This window comes from Clostridium sp. MB05 (genome assembly GCF_046581255.1).
Taxonomy (GTDB): domain Bacteria; phylum Bacillota; class Clostridia; order Clostridiales; family Clostridiaceae; genus Clostridium.
On record NZ_CP174370.1, the window covers coordinates 3,037,249 to 3,056,258 of the forward strand.

15 protein-coding genes are annotated in these 19,010 nt (G+C 27.8%); 3 read left to right on the forward strand and 12 right to left on the reverse strand.

Features of this window, described 5'->3' with window-relative positions; genetic code table 11:
• Positions 1 to 81 precede the first annotated feature (81 nt).
• The 5 genes from dpaL to ACH36K_RS14245 all read right to left on the reverse strand — a co-directional run bounded on the left by dpaL (position 82) and on the right by ACH36K_RS14245 (position 6,275).
• Positions 82 to 1,296 (reverse strand): diaminopropionate ammonia-lyase, encoded by a 1,215-nt coding sequence (dpaL, locus tag ACH36K_RS14225; protein ID WP_411168268.1) that lies wholly within the window; start codon positions 1,294 to 1,296, stop codon positions 82 to 84.
• A 15-nt stretch (positions 1,297 to 1,311) separates the two neighbouring features.
• A complete protein-coding gene (arcC, locus tag ACH36K_RS14230) occupies positions 1,312 to 2,244 on the reverse strand; it encodes a carbamate kinase (protein ID WP_411168269.1) in 933 nt (310 codons plus the stop codon).
• A gap of 123 nt (positions 2,245 to 2,367) precedes the next feature.
• Complete coding sequence (ygeW, locus tag ACH36K_RS14235) at positions 2,368 to 3,561, reverse strand: knotted carbamoyltransferase YgeW (protein ID WP_411168270.1); 1,194 nt, start codon at positions 3,559 to 3,561, stop codon at positions 2,368 to 2,370.
• A 66-nt stretch (positions 3,562 to 3,627) separates the two neighbouring features.
• Positions 3,628 to 4,944 carry a YgeY family selenium metabolism-linked hydrolase gene (locus ACH36K_RS14240; RefSeq protein ID WP_411168271.1) on the reverse strand — a complete coding sequence of 439 codons (1,317 nt, stop codon included), beginning with the start codon at positions 4,942 to 4,944 and terminating at the stop codon, positions 3,628 to 3,630.
• A 350-nt stretch (positions 4,945 to 5,294) separates the two neighbouring features.
• Positions 5,295 to 6,275: an alpha/beta hydrolase fold domain-containing protein gene (locus ACH36K_RS14245; protein WP_411168272.1), complete on the reverse strand. Its 981-nt coding sequence runs from the start codon at positions 6,273 to 6,275 to the stop codon at positions 5,295 to 5,297.
• 186 nt (positions 6,276 to 6,461) lie between these two features.
• Between ACH36K_RS14245 and ACH36K_RS14250 the strand changes: the two genes are divergently transcribed.
• Entirely contained in the window at positions 6,462 to 7,580 is a 1,119-nt protein-coding gene (locus ACH36K_RS14250) for a GerMN domain-containing protein (RefSeq protein ID WP_411168273.1), read from the forward strand.
• Positions 7,581 to 7,724: 144 nt separating this feature from the next.
• The gene (locus ACH36K_RS14255) at positions 7,725 to 8,378 is read left to right on the forward strand and encodes a GerMN domain-containing protein (RefSeq protein WP_411168274.1); all 654 of its coding nucleotides are present in this window, start codon (positions 7,725 to 7,727) and stop codon (positions 8,376 to 8,378) included.
• 87 nt (positions 8,379 to 8,465) lie between these two features.
• Here the strand turns inward: ACH36K_RS14255 and ACH36K_RS14260 are convergent, their stop codons facing one another.
• The 7 genes from ACH36K_RS14260 to ACH36K_RS14290 all read right to left on the reverse strand — a co-directional run bounded on the left by ACH36K_RS14260 (position 8,466) and on the right by ACH36K_RS14290 (position 18,137).
• Positions 8,466 to 11,852, reverse strand: coding sequence for an AAA family ATPase (locus ACH36K_RS14260; protein ID WP_411170710.1), 3,387 nt, complete (start codon positions 11,850 to 11,852; stop codon positions 8,466 to 8,468).
• Between the two features lie 129 nt (positions 11,853 to 11,981).
• Positions 11,982 to 13,148 carry a class I SAM-dependent methyltransferase gene (locus ACH36K_RS14265; protein ID WP_411168275.1) on the reverse strand — a complete coding sequence of 389 codons (1,167 nt, stop codon included), beginning with the start codon at positions 13,146 to 13,148 and terminating at the stop codon, positions 11,982 to 11,984.
• Between the two features lie 102 nt (positions 13,149 to 13,250).
• Complete coding sequence (locus ACH36K_RS14270; protein ID WP_411168276.1) at positions 13,251 to 14,084, reverse strand: deoxyribonuclease IV; 834 nt, start codon at positions 14,082 to 14,084, stop codon at positions 13,251 to 13,253.
• 275 nt (positions 14,085 to 14,359) lie between these two features.
• Positions 14,360 to 14,731 (reverse strand): hypothetical protein, encoded by a 372-nt coding sequence (locus ACH36K_RS14275; protein ID WP_411168277.1) that lies wholly within the window; start codon positions 14,729 to 14,731, stop codon positions 14,360 to 14,362.
• Between the two features lie 170 nt (positions 14,732 to 14,901).
• Positions 14,902 to 16,305, reverse strand: coding sequence for a peptidoglycan binding domain-containing protein (locus ACH36K_RS14280; protein ID WP_411168278.1), 1,404 nt, complete (start codon positions 16,303 to 16,305; stop codon positions 14,902 to 14,904).
• Positions 16,306 to 16,608: 303 nt separating this feature from the next.
• On the reverse strand, positions 16,609 to 17,547 hold the full coding sequence (locus ACH36K_RS14285; protein WP_411168279.1) for an L-lactate dehydrogenase: 939 nt from the start codon (positions 17,545 to 17,547) through the stop codon (positions 16,609 to 16,611).
• Positions 17,548 to 17,753: 206 nt separating this feature from the next.
• Complete coding sequence (locus tag ACH36K_RS14290; protein ID WP_411168280.1) at positions 17,754 to 18,137, reverse strand: VOC family protein; 384 nt, start codon at positions 18,135 to 18,137, stop codon at positions 17,754 to 17,756.
• A gap of 180 nt (positions 18,138 to 18,317) precedes the next feature.
• Here ACH36K_RS14290 and ACH36K_RS14295 point away from each other — a divergent pair, with 180 nt between their 5' ends.
• On the forward strand, positions 18,318 to 18,971 hold the full coding sequence (locus ACH36K_RS14295) for a hypothetical protein (RefSeq protein ID WP_411168281.1): 654 nt from the start codon (positions 18,318 to 18,320) through the stop codon (positions 18,969 to 18,971).
• The last annotated feature ends 39 nt before the right edge of the window (positions 18,972 to 19,010 follow it).

Genomic DNA, 19,010 nt, shown 5'->3' on the forward strand with positions numbered 1-19,010 from the left:
AAGATTAAATAATGAAAATTTGGAAATTAGAAAAAGAGGTAATTCAGCTTCTGAATTACCTCCTAAATTACCAATTGTAAATTATCTATTATAGCTTCCTTCCCAAACAATTTCTCTATATTTATCTGGGTCTGTATCTCCCTCAGTACTAAACACTAAAACTTTTGAATTTTCATCTAATCCAATGCTTTCTTTTAAGTCTTTATATTCTGGATTTGTCATTAATTCATAAACTAATCCTAATGTTACTGCTCCTGATTCTCCAGATATTACTTTATCATCCCCATTTAATGGGTTACCAAGAACTCTCATTCCATTTGCTGCAATATAATTTGGAGCTGAAACGAAAGTTTTTGAATAATTCTTTAATACTTCAAATCCTGTTATATTAACTTCTCCACAAGCAAGTCCTGCCATTATTGTTGGCATATCACCACCAACTGCTCTTGGGTTTCCATCATTAGCTATTGCTGAATCATAATAACATGCAGCTTCCTTAGCCTCAACTACAACAGTAGTTGGACAGTCTTCTCCGAATACTGAAGCAAAAAATCCTTGTATTCCACCTGCAAGTGATCCCACCCCCGCTTGTAAGAATATATGGGTAGGTCTTTCTACTTTATAAGTATCTCTTAATTGCTCTAATGCTTCAAGTCCCATAGTTCCATATCCTTGCATTATCCATGCTGGAATTTCTTCATAACCTTCCCAAGCTGTATCTTGAACTACTACTCCATTATGCTCTTCTGCATATTTAGCTGCAAGTCTTACAGCATCATCATAATTCATATCTGTAATTGAAGCATCTGCTCCTTCTTTTCTAATATTCTCAAGTCTTATTAATGAAGATCCTTTTGGCATATAGACTACTGATTTTTGTTTTAATCTATTAGCAGTCCAAGCAACACCTCTTCCATGATTTCCATCTGTTGCAGTAACAAAAGTTATATCTCCAAGCTCTTTTCTCACTTCATCTGAAGTTAATTTTTCATATGGTAATTCTGCTATATCCATATTCAACCTTTGTGCTAAATATTTACCCATTGAATAAGATCCACCTAAAACTTTAAAAGCATTTAATCCAAATCTATATGATTCATCTTTTAGATAAATTCCACCTAATCCTAGTTTTTCACTTAAATTTTCTAAATTAACTAATGGTGTAACACTATATTCTGGAAAACTCTTATGAAAGTTCCTAGCTTTATTTATTTCATCCATACTAAAAAAATCTAAATCACCATCTTTTTTACTTTTTGGCATGGTGTTTTCTTTCCACAGTATCTTTTCTCCCATTATTAAGCCTCCTAATTATCTAATAATCCTTGTTCCAGTCTTTCCTTGAATTCCTTCTTTAGCTTTTTCTAATAATGTTATAAGGGCATGTCTTCCCTCTTTTGATTGTGCAAACTCTATTCCAGCTTCTACTTTTGGCTTCATTGATCCTGGAGCAAAATGCCCTTCTTCTACATATTTATTCATTTCCTCTACTGTAACATTATCTAACCATTTTTCATTTTCCTTACCATAGTTTATAGCAGCCTTTTCTACAGCTGTTAATATAATTAGAAAATCAGCATCTAATTCTTTAGCTAATGTAGCACTAGCAAAATCTTTGTCTATAACTGCACTAGCACCCTTTAAGTGGTTTCCTTCTTTCATTACTGGAATTCCACCACCACCACATGCTATAACAACTTGTCCAGAATCTACTAAACTTCTAATTGTATCAATCTCTATAATACTTTTTGGCCTTGGAGATGCAACAACTCTTCTATATCCTCTTCCAGCATCTTCAACTACATTTTCTCCCTTAGAAATTAAAACATCTGCTTCTTCTTTAGTCATAAAGCTTCCAATTGGTTTAGTTGGATTATCAAGCGCTTTATCATTTTTATCTACTTCAACCTGAGTAATAATTGTTGCTACTGACTTATCTATATTTCTACTTAATAGTTCTTCTCTAAGTGCATTTTGCAAGTCATATCCTACATAACCTTGACTCATTGCAACACATACGGACATTGGAATTGATGAATATTTATGATTTGACTTAGTCAAAGCATCCATAGCAAGATTTATCATACCTACTTGTGGTCCATTTCCATGAGATATAACAACATCATGTCCTTCTTCAATTAAATCTACAATAGCCTTTGCAGTTGATTTAACTGCACCCATTTGTTCTTCTAAATTATTTCCTAATGCATTCCCACCTAATGCTATTACAATTTTCTTTTTCATAATTTCTCTCCCTCAATACTCCCTTAGAATTTATGATTTATAATTTTATTTTTTCTAAATATTTTAGAGGCTTTTACCCATCATTTAGTATTCTAGGATAAAAGCCTATTTATAATGCTTGGCTTATTTAAGTTGACGATCCTTATGAGTTTCTTCTAATTTTTCTAAAATTTCTTGTGGATTCTTAACTTTACTTAAGAAAATCATAGCCGCTATAACATATGGCTTGTAGCTAGCTTCTTTATAAAGAGGTTTTCTATATCTGTCAAATACTGAAGCATCAACTTCTCCAGTTTCACAACTAACTCCAGTAATATCTGCTGGTAGGCAATGTAAATATAATGCCTTTCCATCTTTAGTTGTCTTCATTAACTCTTCAGTACATTGCCAATCTTTATGTTCAGCATTATGAGCTAGTAATTCTTTTTCTAATTCCTTTATTCCATCAAAGTCTCCATTTCCATATAAATCTGTTCTCTTTTCCATAGCAACAAATGGAGCCCAACTCTTTGGATATACAATATCAGCATCTTTAAATGCATCTTCCATTGAATTAGTCTTTGTGAATGATCCACCTGAAAGTTTAGCATTTTCTTTAGCAATTTCTTCAACTTCTGGCATTACTTCATATCCTTCTGGATGAGCTAAAACAACATCCATACCGAATCTTGTTAATAATCCAATAATACCTTGAGGTACTGATAATGGTTTTCCATAAGATGGTGAATATGCCCAAGTCATAGCTACTTTTTTACCCTTTAAGTTTTCTATTCCACCAAATTCATTAACTAAATGAAGAGCATCTGCCATAGCTTGTGTTGGATGGTCAATATCACATTGTAAGTCAACTAAAGTTGGGATTTGTTCTAAAGTTCCTTCTTCGTATCCTTCTCTTACAGCCTTTGATACTTCTCTCATATAAGTATTTCCTTTACCTATATACATATCATCTCTGATACCTATAACATCAGCCATAAATGAAACCATATTAGCTGTTTCTCTAACTGTTTCTCCATGAGCTACTTGAGATTTTCCTTCATCTAAGTCTTGTACTTCTAATCCTAAAAGATTACAAGCTGATGCAAAGCTAAATCTTGTACGAGTTGAATTATCTCTAAATAAAGAAATTCCAAGACCACTATCAAATATTTTTGTTGAAATATTATTTTTTCTTAATTCTCTTAAAGCTTCTGCAACTGTGAAAACAGCCTTTAATTCATCATCGCTTTTTTTCCAAGTTTCCATAAAATCATCATTATGCATTTTTGAGAAATCTAATTGATTAAGTTCATTAATATATTTGTTCATTAAAGCCATTTTAAAATTCCTACCCTTCATTATATTAATTTTTATTTATTTCAATTTACAAATTGAATCATTTTATTATTTTTCTTTATTATCACAGTAAATTGTTGGTAATGCAGCATATACAGCAGCACATTTCACTAAGTCTTCTTTCCAAGTTTTTTCGTTTGGCGCATGTGCCTCCGCTTCTGCACCAGGTCCGAATCCTATTACCGGAATTCCATTACGTCCCATTATTGAAACACCATTTGTTGAGAATGTCCATTTATCAGTAAGCGGACGAGCTTTTCTCATTTCATCAGTTACAGCAGCACCACTTCTTATTGTTCCATAAAGACCTTTATAAGACTCTTCCATTGCTTTGGTTACAATATGATCTTCTGGAATTACCCAAGTTGGGAAGTAGCATTCGATTGGATATACTAAACCAGTGTAGCTTGGTCTATCATAGTTATACATGCTTACTGTTGCATTGTATTTTTTAACAGCTGGAAGTTCACGAATTTCTTCTAAACAACTTTCCCAAGTTTCACCTGCTGTCATACGACGATCTAAGGAAATTGAGCATGAGTCAGCAACAGCACAACGACTTGGAGAAGTATAGAATATTTGAGAAGTTGTAACAGTACCTCTTCCTAAGAAGTTAGCTTCTTTCCACTCTGGGTTATATTTTTCATCTAACATTTTTACTAAGCCTTTTATTTCTTTAGTATCAGCTGCATCATTTTCGTTAAGGTCACGAATATTCATTAATATTTCAGCCATTTTGTAAATTGCATTATCTCCTCTTTCTGGAGCTGAACCGTGGCATGAAACTCCTTGAACATCAACACGAATTTCCATACGTCCTCTTTGTCCTCTGTAAATACCACCATCTGTTGGTTCTGTAGAAACTACAAATTCTGGTCTAATTTTATCTTCTTTAATTATATATTCCCAACAAAGTCCATCGCAGTCTTCCTCTTGAACTGAACCAACGACTAATGCTGTATATTTTTCAGTTAAAAGATCTAGATCTTTCATTATCTTTGCACCATAAACAGCTGAAACTATTCCTCCTAATTGGTCTGAAGTACCACGTCCACCTATTTCAGTTTCTGTTTCATATCCTTCATATGGATCAAAGTTCCAGTTAGCTCTATTTCCTATACCAACAGTATCAATATGAGCATCAAACCCTATTAATGTCTTACCAGTTCCCATATATCCTAAAACGTTACCTTGTGGGTCTATTTCAACTTTATTAAAACCTAATGCTCTCATTTCTTCAGCTATACGGTTAACAACACCTTTTTCTTCACAGCTTTCTCCAGGAATAGCAACTAAATCTCTTAAAAATTTAGTCATTTGAACTTTATATCCCTCTGCCTTTACTTTAATATTTTTAAAATCCATTTTCTTTTCCCCCTTATAGTTTAAATGTATTTAATATTTTGTTATCAGAATCTTCACTTATATATTAAGCAAAACCTGTGCCAAGTTTTTTAAGGTTTTTAATAAGCTTTTTAATGTTTTTTCAATGTTTTCATAGTCTTTTCAGTTAAAAAAAATAAAGAATTATCATTTCGATAATTCTTTATCACTTTGGTGAATAGTAGTATTTTATTATCTTTTTAAGGCTTATAGCCTATTTTTATCAATTTGATAAGGCACTTTTTATACATATTATCAAATTTTATATTAAAATCACTTTTATATATTTAAATTAATTTCTTATGTTTAAATATTTTCTATTTTATATGCCACTACATATTTTTTGATATAAACTCTAACATTTTTATTCCAACAGACATAATCTCATCTAAATCAATTTCAGAGAAGTCATGACTAGCTCCCTCTAAGCTTATAAGTTCTGTTTTATTTCCATTCTCTTTTAATTGGGCATATAATTCTTCTGCATTTTTATAAGGTACTATAATATCTTTTTTGCTATGAACTATAAGTGTATTAGGCTCACCTTTGTTCACATGATTAATTGGACTATATTCCCCCAATATATGATCTTTATATTCACCTACAGAATTTATAATTTGCTCTAAATCCCATTGAACATTCTCCATATCTAATGTAGTTAAATCTGTTGGTCCAAAAAAATCAATTAAATACTTAACATCTGAAGGATAGTCTTTGAGTTCTTTTGCATCAACAAATTCTTCTTTATCTGTATAAGCTGCCATTAAAGCTAAATGTGCCCCTGAAGATGCTCCTATCACTCCTATTCTTTCATCATTAAATCCATATACACTCTTATTTTTATGAATCCATCTAATAGTATCCTTAACATCACTAATTTGTTTATTAAATATTTCTTCTCCTCTCATTAGCTGATAACTAGTACTTATTATAGTAAAGCCTTCTTCTCTAAAGGAGTCTAAAAGCGGAGATATGGCCTGAGGTATTTCCTTATTTCCATATACCCAGCTTCCACCATGGACATAAAGTATTACTGGAGAGCCTCCCTTTACCTGTTTCTTTGGCCCATATATATCTAATGTTAATGGAACACCATTTGTATTTTTATATTCAACATCTTTATAATCAATAGACTCTATTGCTTCTAAAGATGATTTATCCTCTATATTATAACCATTTTTTATTACTGAGTTATACTTTTTAAATATATTTACATATAAAGATACTCTATCTCTTATAGAAAATAAAAATATTCCTGATCCTAAAATCACTATTAATAAAGTTATTCCTAAAAATTTAAAAAACTTTTTCATCGCTTCTCCTTTCTTTTATTTTATTAATTTAATTTATATTATATTTCAAATATTTATGCAATAAATTAATCTTTTATTAAAATTTAAAAAATTATTCTAATTATTTATCTTTTATATAAAATTTTTGTCAATAAAAATTATGTATATCAATAAACTATATTAATAAGATATTTAGGAAGTGATTAAATGAAAAAACGTCTATTTTCATTGTTCTTCGCTTTATTTTTTTCACTTATGCTAATTAGTTGCAATAAAACTGAGGATAACTCTGTGCATTCTAATAATTATACTAACAATGATAACACTAATAAAACAGATAATATAGATAAAAATGAGAAAGATAAAGACAAGATTCCAAAGGATAATAACGATAAGTCAAAACCTACTAAACCACCTTTAAGTAATTCTGATAAAGATAATGCATCTATAATCCATGAGCAATATAGATTATTTTACTTTGATTCAGAAAAGTTACAACTTTACTATGTAGATAAAGAAATTGCTGTTAAAGATAAAGCTGTTATAAAGGCTTTAACTAAAGAATTACAAAGTAATTTACCTACATCTAGCTTTCTCGCTTTAACTGATAAGGTTCAAATTACATCTGCTAAGCTAGATAGTAAAACAGGAGTTTTAAAGGTCGTCTTTTCAGATTCTTATGTAAATAAAATGACTCTTGGCTCCGCTACTGAAAGCGGTTTACTTTCTTCTTTAATTTGCACCTATGGATATAACTTAGGAGTTGATAAGGTTGCTATTTATTTTGGCGATGATTTATACACTTCTTTAAAAGGTAGCCTTCCTGAGGGTTATTTTAAAGTAGATTACTCTTCTGCTATTCCTTATAGCTTAACATCTTCAAATCCAGAAACAAATAAAGTTAAAACTATGAATTGTAGAATTTACTATTATAACGGTGCTGATGATGTTTTTTACTATAAGGATAAATCTATTAATGTAAATAATGGTGCTTTAGTAACAGCTCTAACTAATGAAATGAAAAATATTCCTAATGAAGAGTTATTTAATTTTAAAGATTATTTAGCTGTTCGTTCTGCTAAATTAGATAAGGCTAATGGAATTTTAACTGTAGATTTATCTTCTTCATACTATAACATCTTAAAGCATGTTGGCTCTGGAAGTGAGGCTTCAGCATTAAAAACCTTAGCTTTAACTTATAGTTATAATTATAAAGTTAATAAAGTTATTATCTTAGTTAATGGTAAGCCTTATGAAGGCAGTCATATAATTATGGAACCTAATGAATATATAAATATAAATGTTACTAATGTAAAACCTCTATAATTTAATTATCTACAACTTAATATTGCTAGCATTTATTAAAAAATAATTATTAGGGAAATTTAAGAAAATAATTGTTAAAAATTTATTAAATTCATATTATGATATATATAGCAATATTTTTTAATATTATCTAGGAGTGATTAAATGAAGAAAAAATTATTTATACTATTTATATCTACTTTATTTTCACTTTCTTTAATTGGCTGTGATAAAATAGCAGATGCTATAAAGCCTGAAAAACAAAAAACTAAAGAAGACTCTAAACAAGAACCTAATAAAGACTCTACTAAAGAAAATAAAAATAAAGATAAAGAAGAACCTATTGATGATAAAAAAGATGAAAATACTGATACTAAGGAAAATAAAATAACAAAAAGAGACTGTAGAATTTATGCTTTTAATAGCCAAGAGCTTAAGTTATACTACTATGATAAAACTATACAAGTAGAAGATAAAGCTTTAGTAAAAGCCTTAACTAATGAACTCCAAAACAACTTGCCTAATGATGACTTTTTAGCTTTAACTAAAGAAATAGGAGTAACTTCTGCTAAGTTAGATGAAAAATCTGGGGTTTTAACAGTTGTATTCTCAGATTCCTTTTCAGACAAAATGACCCTTGGTTCTGCTACCGAAAGTGGACTAGCCTCTTCATTAATTTGCACCTATGCGTATAACTTTGGAGTTGATAAAGTAGCTATTTACTTTGGCGATAAGCTATATACTTCTTTAAGAGGCGACCTTCCTGAGGGATATTTTACTGCACACTTCTCTGACGCAGAGCCTTATAAAACAAATTAATTTTATAAAAAAGTAAGTAGACAATTAAACTCTCTCCCTTGTCAAGGACAGTTTAAATTAAATATATCTACTTACTTTTTATTTATATTATTCTAGAATATTTTTAAACAAAAATTCATTTTTACTTTTAATAATGTCTTGTGGAATAATTATGCTCATCTCTTTGTTATTTATTTTAGTATCACAAATTCTAATACTTTGCTCTCTAATTAAAATATCTAAGTATTGTTTTATCATAAGTCCATTTCTAAGGTTTAAATTTCTATTATGATATAGCTCAAGTATTGCTTGATCTAATGCTTCATTTGAAGTTTCATCTAATATATATCCCTTACTTTCTAAAATACTTAAGGACATATTAAATAGCTCTTCTTTATTATAATCCTTAAAGCTTAACATAGATGGAAATCTATAATTTAACTCTGGATTTAAATACATAAGTTTTTTAATATCTTTTGATTTACCTGATAATGTAATAACTATTTTGTTACTATTCTTATCTATAAACTTTATAAGATCTTTAATTATTCTACTTAAATTTTCTTCTAGCAAAAACTCAGCTACATCTATATATACAACCTTACCTATTTGCTTATTTAATATATCTTCTAATGATATTCCAAGGTTTATATTATCTATTAATTCATCTTTGTTTACTTCAACTATATTCTTCGCCTTAACTATTCCCATACTATATAGAGTTTCTGATAATATATTTAGTACTGTCTTTTTACCTGTTCCAATTTCTCCAGTAAATATTATATTCATATATCTATTTATATCAGTTGATAGTCCTAATTTTTTTCTCTTTTCTTTAACTCTCATAAGCTTATATTGATTTCTTAAAAACTCTTTAGCATCTTCATTTCCAACTAAGGTTCTTAATCTTTCTTCTAAATCGAACTCATTATCATGTTGTGATGTATTTAGTTTTTCTATATCCTTAGCTGTAATTAAATTCATTTCATAAACACTTATATCTTCTTCTGCAATTCTTATACTTTGAATTCTAATTAAATTTTCAACATAATTTCTAACCATTCTTCCATTACCAGATTGAGCATCAGAATTTTCATAAATATCTACAAAACTTTTCTTTAATGCTAAATGACCATTTTTTGATAACTTAAATCCCTTTGCTTCAACAAGTCTTATTGCCATTTCTAAAAGCTCATTTGGATTATAATCTTCAAAATTTGTCCATAATGGGAATCTTGATCTTAATCCTATGTTTACATCAAAGAATTCCTCCATTTCCTTTTCATAACCTGCTAAAATTACTATTACTTCTCTTGAATAATCTTCAACTAATTTAAGAAGTGTTTCTATTGCTTCCCTTCCTAAGCTATCATTTGCTAAGGTATAAGCTTCATCTATAAATAATACTCCTCCTAAAGCCTCTTTAAATTTTTTCTCAGTTTTCTTTGCTGTTTCTCCTGGTATATTGGATACAAAACTAGATCTATCTGTTTCTACTAATTGACCTATCTTTAAGAATCCCATACTATTTAACATTTGAGCCACTAATCTAGCTATACTTGTTTTTCCTGTACCCGGATTACCTGCGAATACCATATTTAAGTTTTGCTCTATTTCTGTATTAACACCAACAGATTTTCTCTTTTCTTGTGCCACTAACAGCTTATATTGACTTCTTAAAAGATTTTTAACTTCTTCAAGTCCTATAATATCTTTAAGCTTTTCATCTAAATTAAATTTAGCACTGACTTTAAAATTAAAGTCCTCTCTTTCTAAAAGATCTATTTCACTTTTATTATTATTTAAATACTTTCTAGAGGAATATATTATTGCATTTTCTATTATATTTCTTACAAATCTGGCATTTCCTAAATCATTTTTTCCAGTAAGTTGATTTCTTGTAAATAAATCTATCAAATCATTTTTTACATTTTTAGCAATTCTATACCCCTTAGTTTTTGCAATTTGTACTGCTATTTCATACATTTCAGATGGATTATAATCTTCGAAATGAATTGTATTAGGAAATCTTGATTTAAGTCCTTGATTAAAACTTAAGAATCTTTCCATATCTTTTTCATACCCTGCTAATATAACAGTTAACTTATTTCTATTATCCTCTATCCCCTTTAATAAGGCATCTACTATTTCTTTACCAACCTTGTCATCTTCACTTTCACATAAAGCATAGGCTTCATCTATAAATAATACTCCTCCTAAAGCTGAGTTTATAATTTCATTTGTCCTTTTTGCTGTCTCAGTAGTATTTTCTGTTACAAAATCAGCCTTACTTACTTCAACCAAAACTCCTTTTGATAATAAACCCAAAGCATTTAAATACTCATAAGTTATTCTTGCTGCATTAGTTTTTCCAGTACCAGCATTTCCTGCAAATATCATATTTAAAGATATTTTTGATGTTCTAAGCCCTAACTTCTCTCTAATTTTTTGAACCTTAAAGTTGTTTTCTATATTTAATAAAAACTCTTTGAGTTCCTTCATACCTATAATTGATTCTAATCTATACTTAACCTTATCTAGAGTTGGTATTGAATACTTATTTAGCCTATAGATATTGTTATTAACCTTAGAATAAATTCTATTATTATCTATATAAAGTAATATTTTAGAATCTTCTTCTATAGATTCCTTATTTATCAAATTTCTTAAAGGGTCACTTATTCTATAGGATATATATTCTGTTATATCAAAGCTTCCGTTTTTGCTAAAGCTCTTTTGTAGGTACTCAAAAACTTCAAAATCTTCTTTTTCATTGATATTTTCTTTAAATCCTAGTATTATCTGTACCCCAAATTCATTCTTTATCTTATCAATTTCATTTGTAAGCTTATTTTTTATAATGATATTCTTTTCTTTATCTGTAAGCTCTCTTGTATAAATAATCTTATCTCTATTATTTAAAGTACTTTCAGAAAATTCTCTAAAACTCTCCTTATTTTCATAATTATATATAAATATAAAAAACTTATTATGGCATACTATTTTGTTTATCTTATCTTTATCCTTTGCCCCAGCCTCAACTAAAAATTTATTTTTTATAACATAGTCATTATCTAATTTAATACATGTATTGGGATATATGATTGATAAAAATTCTAGTATTTCAGGGTTTGCTTTTTCTGTATTCTTAAACATTACCCCCTCTGAATTATTATTATCTAATTTTTCATGTAAATCAGTTAAAAATGCATTATATCCCATATTAAAATTATAGGAAGATAAATCTATCTCATCTAAATTCTTGTTCTTAATTAAGGTGTTGCTATACAGTTCTTCAAAAACTAACCTTACACTAGCTTTTTTGAAGGTATTTTTATGTCCTGCTAAAACTAATATTCCTTTTTCTTCATTTGATATCTTATTTTCAAAGTATTGAGTTAATTCTTTTATAAAATCTCTTTGTCCGATAAATTCTCTATTTAACTTCTTTTCTATTTTTAAAATTACTTCATTTATATTCATTGTATCCATGATCCACCTCTCATTCATTGATATAACTTTTTTGCTTTTATATTTTTGAATTGCTATATTATTTTTCTCAAAATTGATGTGGCTTAGTCATAAGTACAGCAAATGCTATGCCCTAGAGCATAGCATTGTATATTATATAAGATCATCTTTTTTTAGTAAGTTAAGTAATGTAGGATTAAAATTAAATTCTTTCATTAATGAATGAACTTCATTTAATGATTTTTCCTTATTTTCTTTTGATATATTAGCTTTTGAAGCTCTAATTAATATATTCTTTGGTGAATGTGCTATATCTATAAACTCTAAAAGCTGAGTTTTATAGCCAGCTACCTCTAAAAGATTACCTCTAACTGCGTCTGTCATTAAGGCTGATACTCTTTCTTGAATTATACCATATTTAGTTAATATTGAAAGAGAAGTTGCCTCCATTTGATGGTTAAATTCATGTTGGCAACATGGTACTGAAAATATCATTTTTGCATTCCATTTTATTGCATTATATAAAGCATAATCTGTTGCTGTGTTACAAGCATGTAAAGTAATTACCATGTCTACATTATTTTCATACTTATATCCATTTATATCTCCAAGCTCAAAATGTAAGTTTTCATAGTTATATCTTTTAGCTATATCATTACACTTTTTAATTACATCTTCTTTAAGATCTAAACCTATCATTTTTACTTTTATCTTTTTAATTTCTACAAAATAGTAATAAAGAACAAAGGTTAAATAAGATTTACCACAACCAAAATCTAAAATAGTAAGTTCCTTATAGTCATTTTTCTTTATTTCATCATCTATAATTTCTATAAATCTATTTATTTGCTTATACTTATCATACTTTGAATTTACTACCTTGCCTTCTTTTGTGAAAACACCTAGATCTATTAACGGCTCTATAATCATACCCTCTTTTAAGATATAATTTTTTTCCTTGTTATGACTCTTATTAGCAAGTTTTATATTATTACTTTTTTTCTTACCTAAGAATATCTTTCCCTTCTTAGATAACTTTAAATCGAAAGTAGTTTCATTAGACCATGCAGATAACTGCTTATAATTTCCATCTATAATTTCTAATATTTTTTCTTCTAATTCATAAGCTTCAATATTCTCATGAAAAACCTGCTTATCAGTAAACTTCTCTATTTGATAATATTTCTTACTCTTACTATTTTCCTTTAATAAAAAACTTATCTTATTATATTTAACTTCTTTATTCATCTTATTACTAATAACTATTTTTATAATCTCTTCATTAGTTATTTCGTTAATAGCTTTTTTTAACTCTTCCATTATTAACACACCTTTTGTTTATAATTAATATAATAATGATACACAAGAAAGAAAAGTATATCAAGAGAAATGAACTAATGTAAAATTTAAAATTATTATTTTCTATTCTTCACGCTTACTTTTTAATAACTCAATTTCCTTAGCATATCCATCAAGTTCATTTGGTGTTTCTAAGAAAAATGGTAGATCTTTTAACTTAGGATGGTTTATTATTCTTGTAATTGCTTCTAATCCTAAGAAACCTTCTCCTATTTTTTCATGTCTATCCTTATGACTCTTAAATGGATTTTTACTATCGTTTAAATGAATTGCCTTTAGTCTATCTAATCCAATTACTCTATCAAACTCTTCCAAAACTCCATCCAAATCATTAACTATATCATATCCTGCATCATATATATGGCAAGTATCAAGACATACTCCCATCTTTTCTTTTAATTCAACTCTTGATATTATTTCTGCAACTTCTTCAAAGGTTCTACCTACCTCTGAACCTTTTCCAGCCATTGTTTCTAATAGCACAGTAGTGGTTTGTTCCTTTTTAAGTGCAGAATTAAGTAAATCAACTATGTAATTAATTCCAATTTCTACTCCTTGCTTTACATGACTTCCTGGATGAAAGTTATATAAATTATTTGGCATAAGCTCCATTCTTTCTAAATCATCAAGCATCATTTCTCTTGCAAATTCTCTTGTTCTTTCATCTGCTGAACAAGCATTCAAAGTGTAAGGAGCATGAGCTAATATCTTTGTAAAATTATTTTCCTTTGCTATTTTTAAAAGTCCTTGCATATCTTCCATATCTATTTCTTTTGCTTTGCCACCTCTTGGATTACGAGTAAAGAATTGAAATGTATTTGCTCCTATTTCTAGTGCTTCTTTTCCCATATTTTGAAAACCCTTTGTTGTTGATAAATGACATCCTATATTTAACATATATACCTCCATAATATTTACTTCTAATCTTAAATTGATTCTCTATAATTAAATATTAGTTTTTCTTACTTATATAAAATAATACTATAGTAACATTAACCTAGGCAAGACTAAATAATAATTTTTATTATTTAATATAAATTTTACTCATAACTTAAAAGTAGAGAGTAAATAATTTTTACTATTTACTCTCTAACACTTAATTTTATTATTTAATTTATACTATTTAACTTCTAGATATTTAAATTTTATTATATAAGTTTAAACTAGTGTTTTTATATAATAAATGTAACTATTATGCTAATAGCCCCACCTATAATTAAAGATAATGTACTAACTGCTAACGCTATATCTAATTTTCTATTAGATTTCTCCCTCTCCATCTTAGTAATCTCTAAGTTTGCATTAGATAAATATTGAGCACTATTTTGTCCTGCCCCTTGAAGAGAAAGTCCTATTGGATCACCTGATATTGACGCAAATATTCCTACAAAGATTAATATAATTCCTTCTATAAATAATATATTTTCGAAGCTTTTATCCTTATCAAGTTTTACTATTACAAGCCCAACTATAGATGCTACTACAAACCAAACTATCCCCCATATAATAGTTTTTAAAATTATCTTACCTCTATTATTCCCCATATTAATACCCCCTTTTACGTATCATAGCATAACCGTGCTAAATGGTAAATTATTACTTTTATAAAAATATAAAAATTCCATTTTTATTAATTATATAAATATTAATTTTCTATTTCTTCAATCTTATATCATGCATTATTTATTTTTTATCAAATTATTTCTCCTTTTCATCACTCTTCATAACAAATAATAGGAGTGCCAGGCTCTATATTTTCAAAAATAGTTTTTGCTAGATATGATGGAGAATTTACGCACCCATGAGTTCCATTATTCTTATATATATTTCCCCCAAATGAATATCTCCAACTTGCATCATGAATTCCTATGTTACCATTAAAAGGCATCCAGTATACTACTTTAGCCTCATAATTATTACCTCTTAATGTGGCTTCTTTTTGCTTATAATTTAGCATATAAGTTCCTAATTGTGTTGAGTGTCCTTTTCCTGGATCCCCAGTTACAACATCACCTTGTGTAATAAGCTTTCCGTCTTTATAAAACCATACATGTTGCCTTGTTATATTAACTTCCACATAAGTATTTCCTATATCATTTTCATCTCTATATAAAGCTTTTTGAGTGTATGCAGGTTCTTTTTCAAGAACTGCTCCAAGCTTTATATTTTCCATTAACAATTTAGTTTCTGCAACTGAGTTAATTTTCCATCCATAGTGCCCACCTTTAACATCTACTATCTTTCCTGTAGCTGACTTAAATTTTCTCGTTGTACCTGCAGTATTATATTTTTCGCATAAGTCTAATATATAATCTTTAACTTTATTTTCATTTATTGATGCTTCTAAATCATCATCTACACTGGCCCACTCATTTATTTTACTTCCATCTAACACTTCGGATTTGCTTCCAAAAGTATAAGTAATTTTTGTTGATACATACTTATTTAATGTATTTTGAGTTTCAATTGTTTTATCTGAATTTATAGTATACTTAGGATCTTCGTAGCAAAAACTATCATTTAAATTTAATACTCTTTTTCCTTCTGATATGCTTAACTTTATATTTTCATTTAATTTATCTATGTTTATTTTATTTCCATAAACTTCTTCAACAATTTCATATGTCCCATCTAAATATTTAAAACTAACATTTTGAGGCTCTATAATATTTTTATTTAATATTTCTAAATTTTTTATTTTATCTTCTAATAAGTCTTGATTATAAACAACTAACTCACTACCATAATACTCTTGTCCTGCTATTAATCCTAAAATCCATTTTAATGAATTTTGTTTTTCTTTAACTTCTTTAACTTTTAATATGATATTCTTTTCATTATATTTTATTTCTATATCATTACCTTTTATTTCTTCAACAGACCCATCTCTACCTATTAATTCTAATTTATAATCTTTAACTTCTTCTAAAATTATACTAGCGGCCTCTTTATGCGATTTTAATGATACATTAACTCCATTTATCTTTGTCCCAAAAAAGAAATGATTAACAAAATATATAGAAATACTCATATATATAAGAACTATTGAAGTAACTAAAATTAATATATTACCTATAATTCTATTCTTTAAAAATGCTTTTATATTAATATTTTTCATATTTATTTACACCTTTCAACTAAAATATATCTATTTACATATAATAACTAATTTATAATATGTTTGTATTTTTAAATTTAAAACTCAATACATGTTTTTTAATAAATTAGTAACAAAAATTTATTAATATACATATAGAACTAAATCTGAATTTAATAAATACTATCTTTTAAGGTATAAATAATTCCTATATAGAGATATTTATAAAATATTAAAAATAAATTTAGTATAAATAGAATTATATTTTGCTATAAAAATAAGAAAGCTATAAAATCTCTAAAATTTTATAGCTTTCTTATTTAATTAGTTATTATTGATTCTATCAATATACTCTTTCATTATCTTAGCTGAAGAAACAAATTTTTCTTCCTCCTCTTTAGATAATTCAATATTTAATACTTTCTCCACTCCATTTTTACCTACTATTGTTGGAACACTTAAATAAGTATCATTAACCCCTAAATAATCATTAAGCAAAGTTGATACTGTTAATATAGTCTTTTCATCTTTTAAGAATGCCTCTACGATTCTTGTAAGAACAGCTGCAACTGAGAAAGCAGTAGCACCTTTTCTCTTTATTACTTCATATGCTGAATTTTTAACATCATCTGAAATAACTTTTTCTGTTGCTTCATCCCATTCAATTTTTAATTGTTCAGAAAAATCTTTTATTGGAATATTTCCTATAGTTAATGATGACCATGGAACAAACTCACTATCACCATGCTCTCCTAAAACAAAACCTTGAACTGTTCTTCCATCTATTCCAAAATACTTCCCAAGCAGACTTCTTAACCTTGTTGTGTCTAAAACAGTTCCTGATCCTATTACTCTATTTTTAGGGAAACCAGATAATTTATAGGTCATATATGCAAGTATATCTACAGGGTTTGATACTACTAATAATATTGCATTTGGACTTAATTTAGCTATAGTTGGAACAAAGCTTTTAAATATTTTATAGTTTTTATCTACTAAATCTAGCCTTGTTTCTCCTGTCTTTTGTGCAACACCTGCGGTAATTATTATTATATCTGAATCTCTTGTGTCTTCTAATGATCCTAATATAACATTACAAGGACTATTTAAAGAACTACCGTGCATTAAGTCAAGTACTTCTCCTAATGCCTTTTCCTGATTAATATCATTGATTACTATTTCTCTAGCTACTTCTTTTTGTAACAAAGCAAAAGCAGTAGTGGCTCCAATTGATCCTGCTCCTATTATTGATATTTTACTCATACTTAACACTCCTTTATTCTATTATTTTAATTTATTGTTATTTATTTTCATTATATACCAATTATTTATTAATTTGTACTTTTTTAAGATAATTATTATTATATAAATTAAATATACCCCTATTTTATCATTATTAGTAGTTTATACATTATATATAATAAAAGTCTAGTAACTTTTGTAAAGTTACTAGACTTTTATTAAAACTACTATTTAGCTCTTATTACTTCAATTTTATATCCATCTGGATCTGTTACAAAATAATATGATGGTTTTGTTCCCGGCAATCCTTTTAATGGAGTCACTTCATATCCTAATGCTACATGCTTTTCTCTCATAGCTTCTAAATCTTCTGCTTCAACTGCAATATGGCTAAATCCATTTCCTAGTTCATATGGTTTTTCCACATCATAATTATAAGTAAGCTCTATTTCATATCCGCCTTCTTCATTTGATAAATAAACCAAACTAAATTTATGTTCTGGAAATTCCTTTCTTCTAGTTTCCATTAATCCTAATGCTTCTTTATAAAATTTTAATGACTTTTCTAAGTCCATAACTCTTACACATGTATGTAACATCTTTACTGACATCTTTTATCCTCCTAAAATCAATTTTTATTTTATTATATTAATTAAATTATATTTTATCAATATAATATAATAATTAAATCTATTTAAACATTTTCTTTTGTAATTTACATTTAGTTGCTTTTATCATACAATAAATTTACATGAGTTGTTTTTTAGAATAATCTACCAAAGGAGGATACTATGAAAAAACAGAAATTATTTTTATTACTTATTTCATTATTAGTTGCTTTCACTTTACTTTCATGTAGTAATACAACAACTAAAGATAAAATCACTGTTGAAAATGAGAAACAAGAAGAAAATATATCTGAAAATGAGGTCGCTAAAGAAGAGACCCCTAAAACACCTACTTCCTTTGAAGCCCTTGGTAAAAGTTATTCATCAACTAAGGATTTAAGCATTATTGAAAAAGGAACTAATATTTATGATGATCAAAGTTCTATACATTATACTCCTGGAGAATATAAGGAATTAGATTTTGCAAACGATTTACTATATGCTTATGTAAACCAGGATAACTCTATATATAATTATTTAGTCTCCTATGATAGCACTAATGCTAATGGAATATCATCAATTACTGAAGCTGATAAATCTAAATTAGAAAAAGATTTAACTTCTTTAAGAAGTCAAATGGGACTTGCTAATGGAGAAGAAATGGTATTAAGGTTAGATAGGGTTACTTATGAAGGTCCAAGCACTAAAACTAATTCAGGTTCTACTTTTAAAATAAGAGTTGCTATATCAAGAGTTGGAGCCACTATAGTTCCATGGAATTATTTCACTGTAACAGTTTTTGAAGATGGTAATAAATTATTTGCTCATTTATTTTAATAAAAAGAAGCTATATAAGATTAAATTTTAAATTAAATC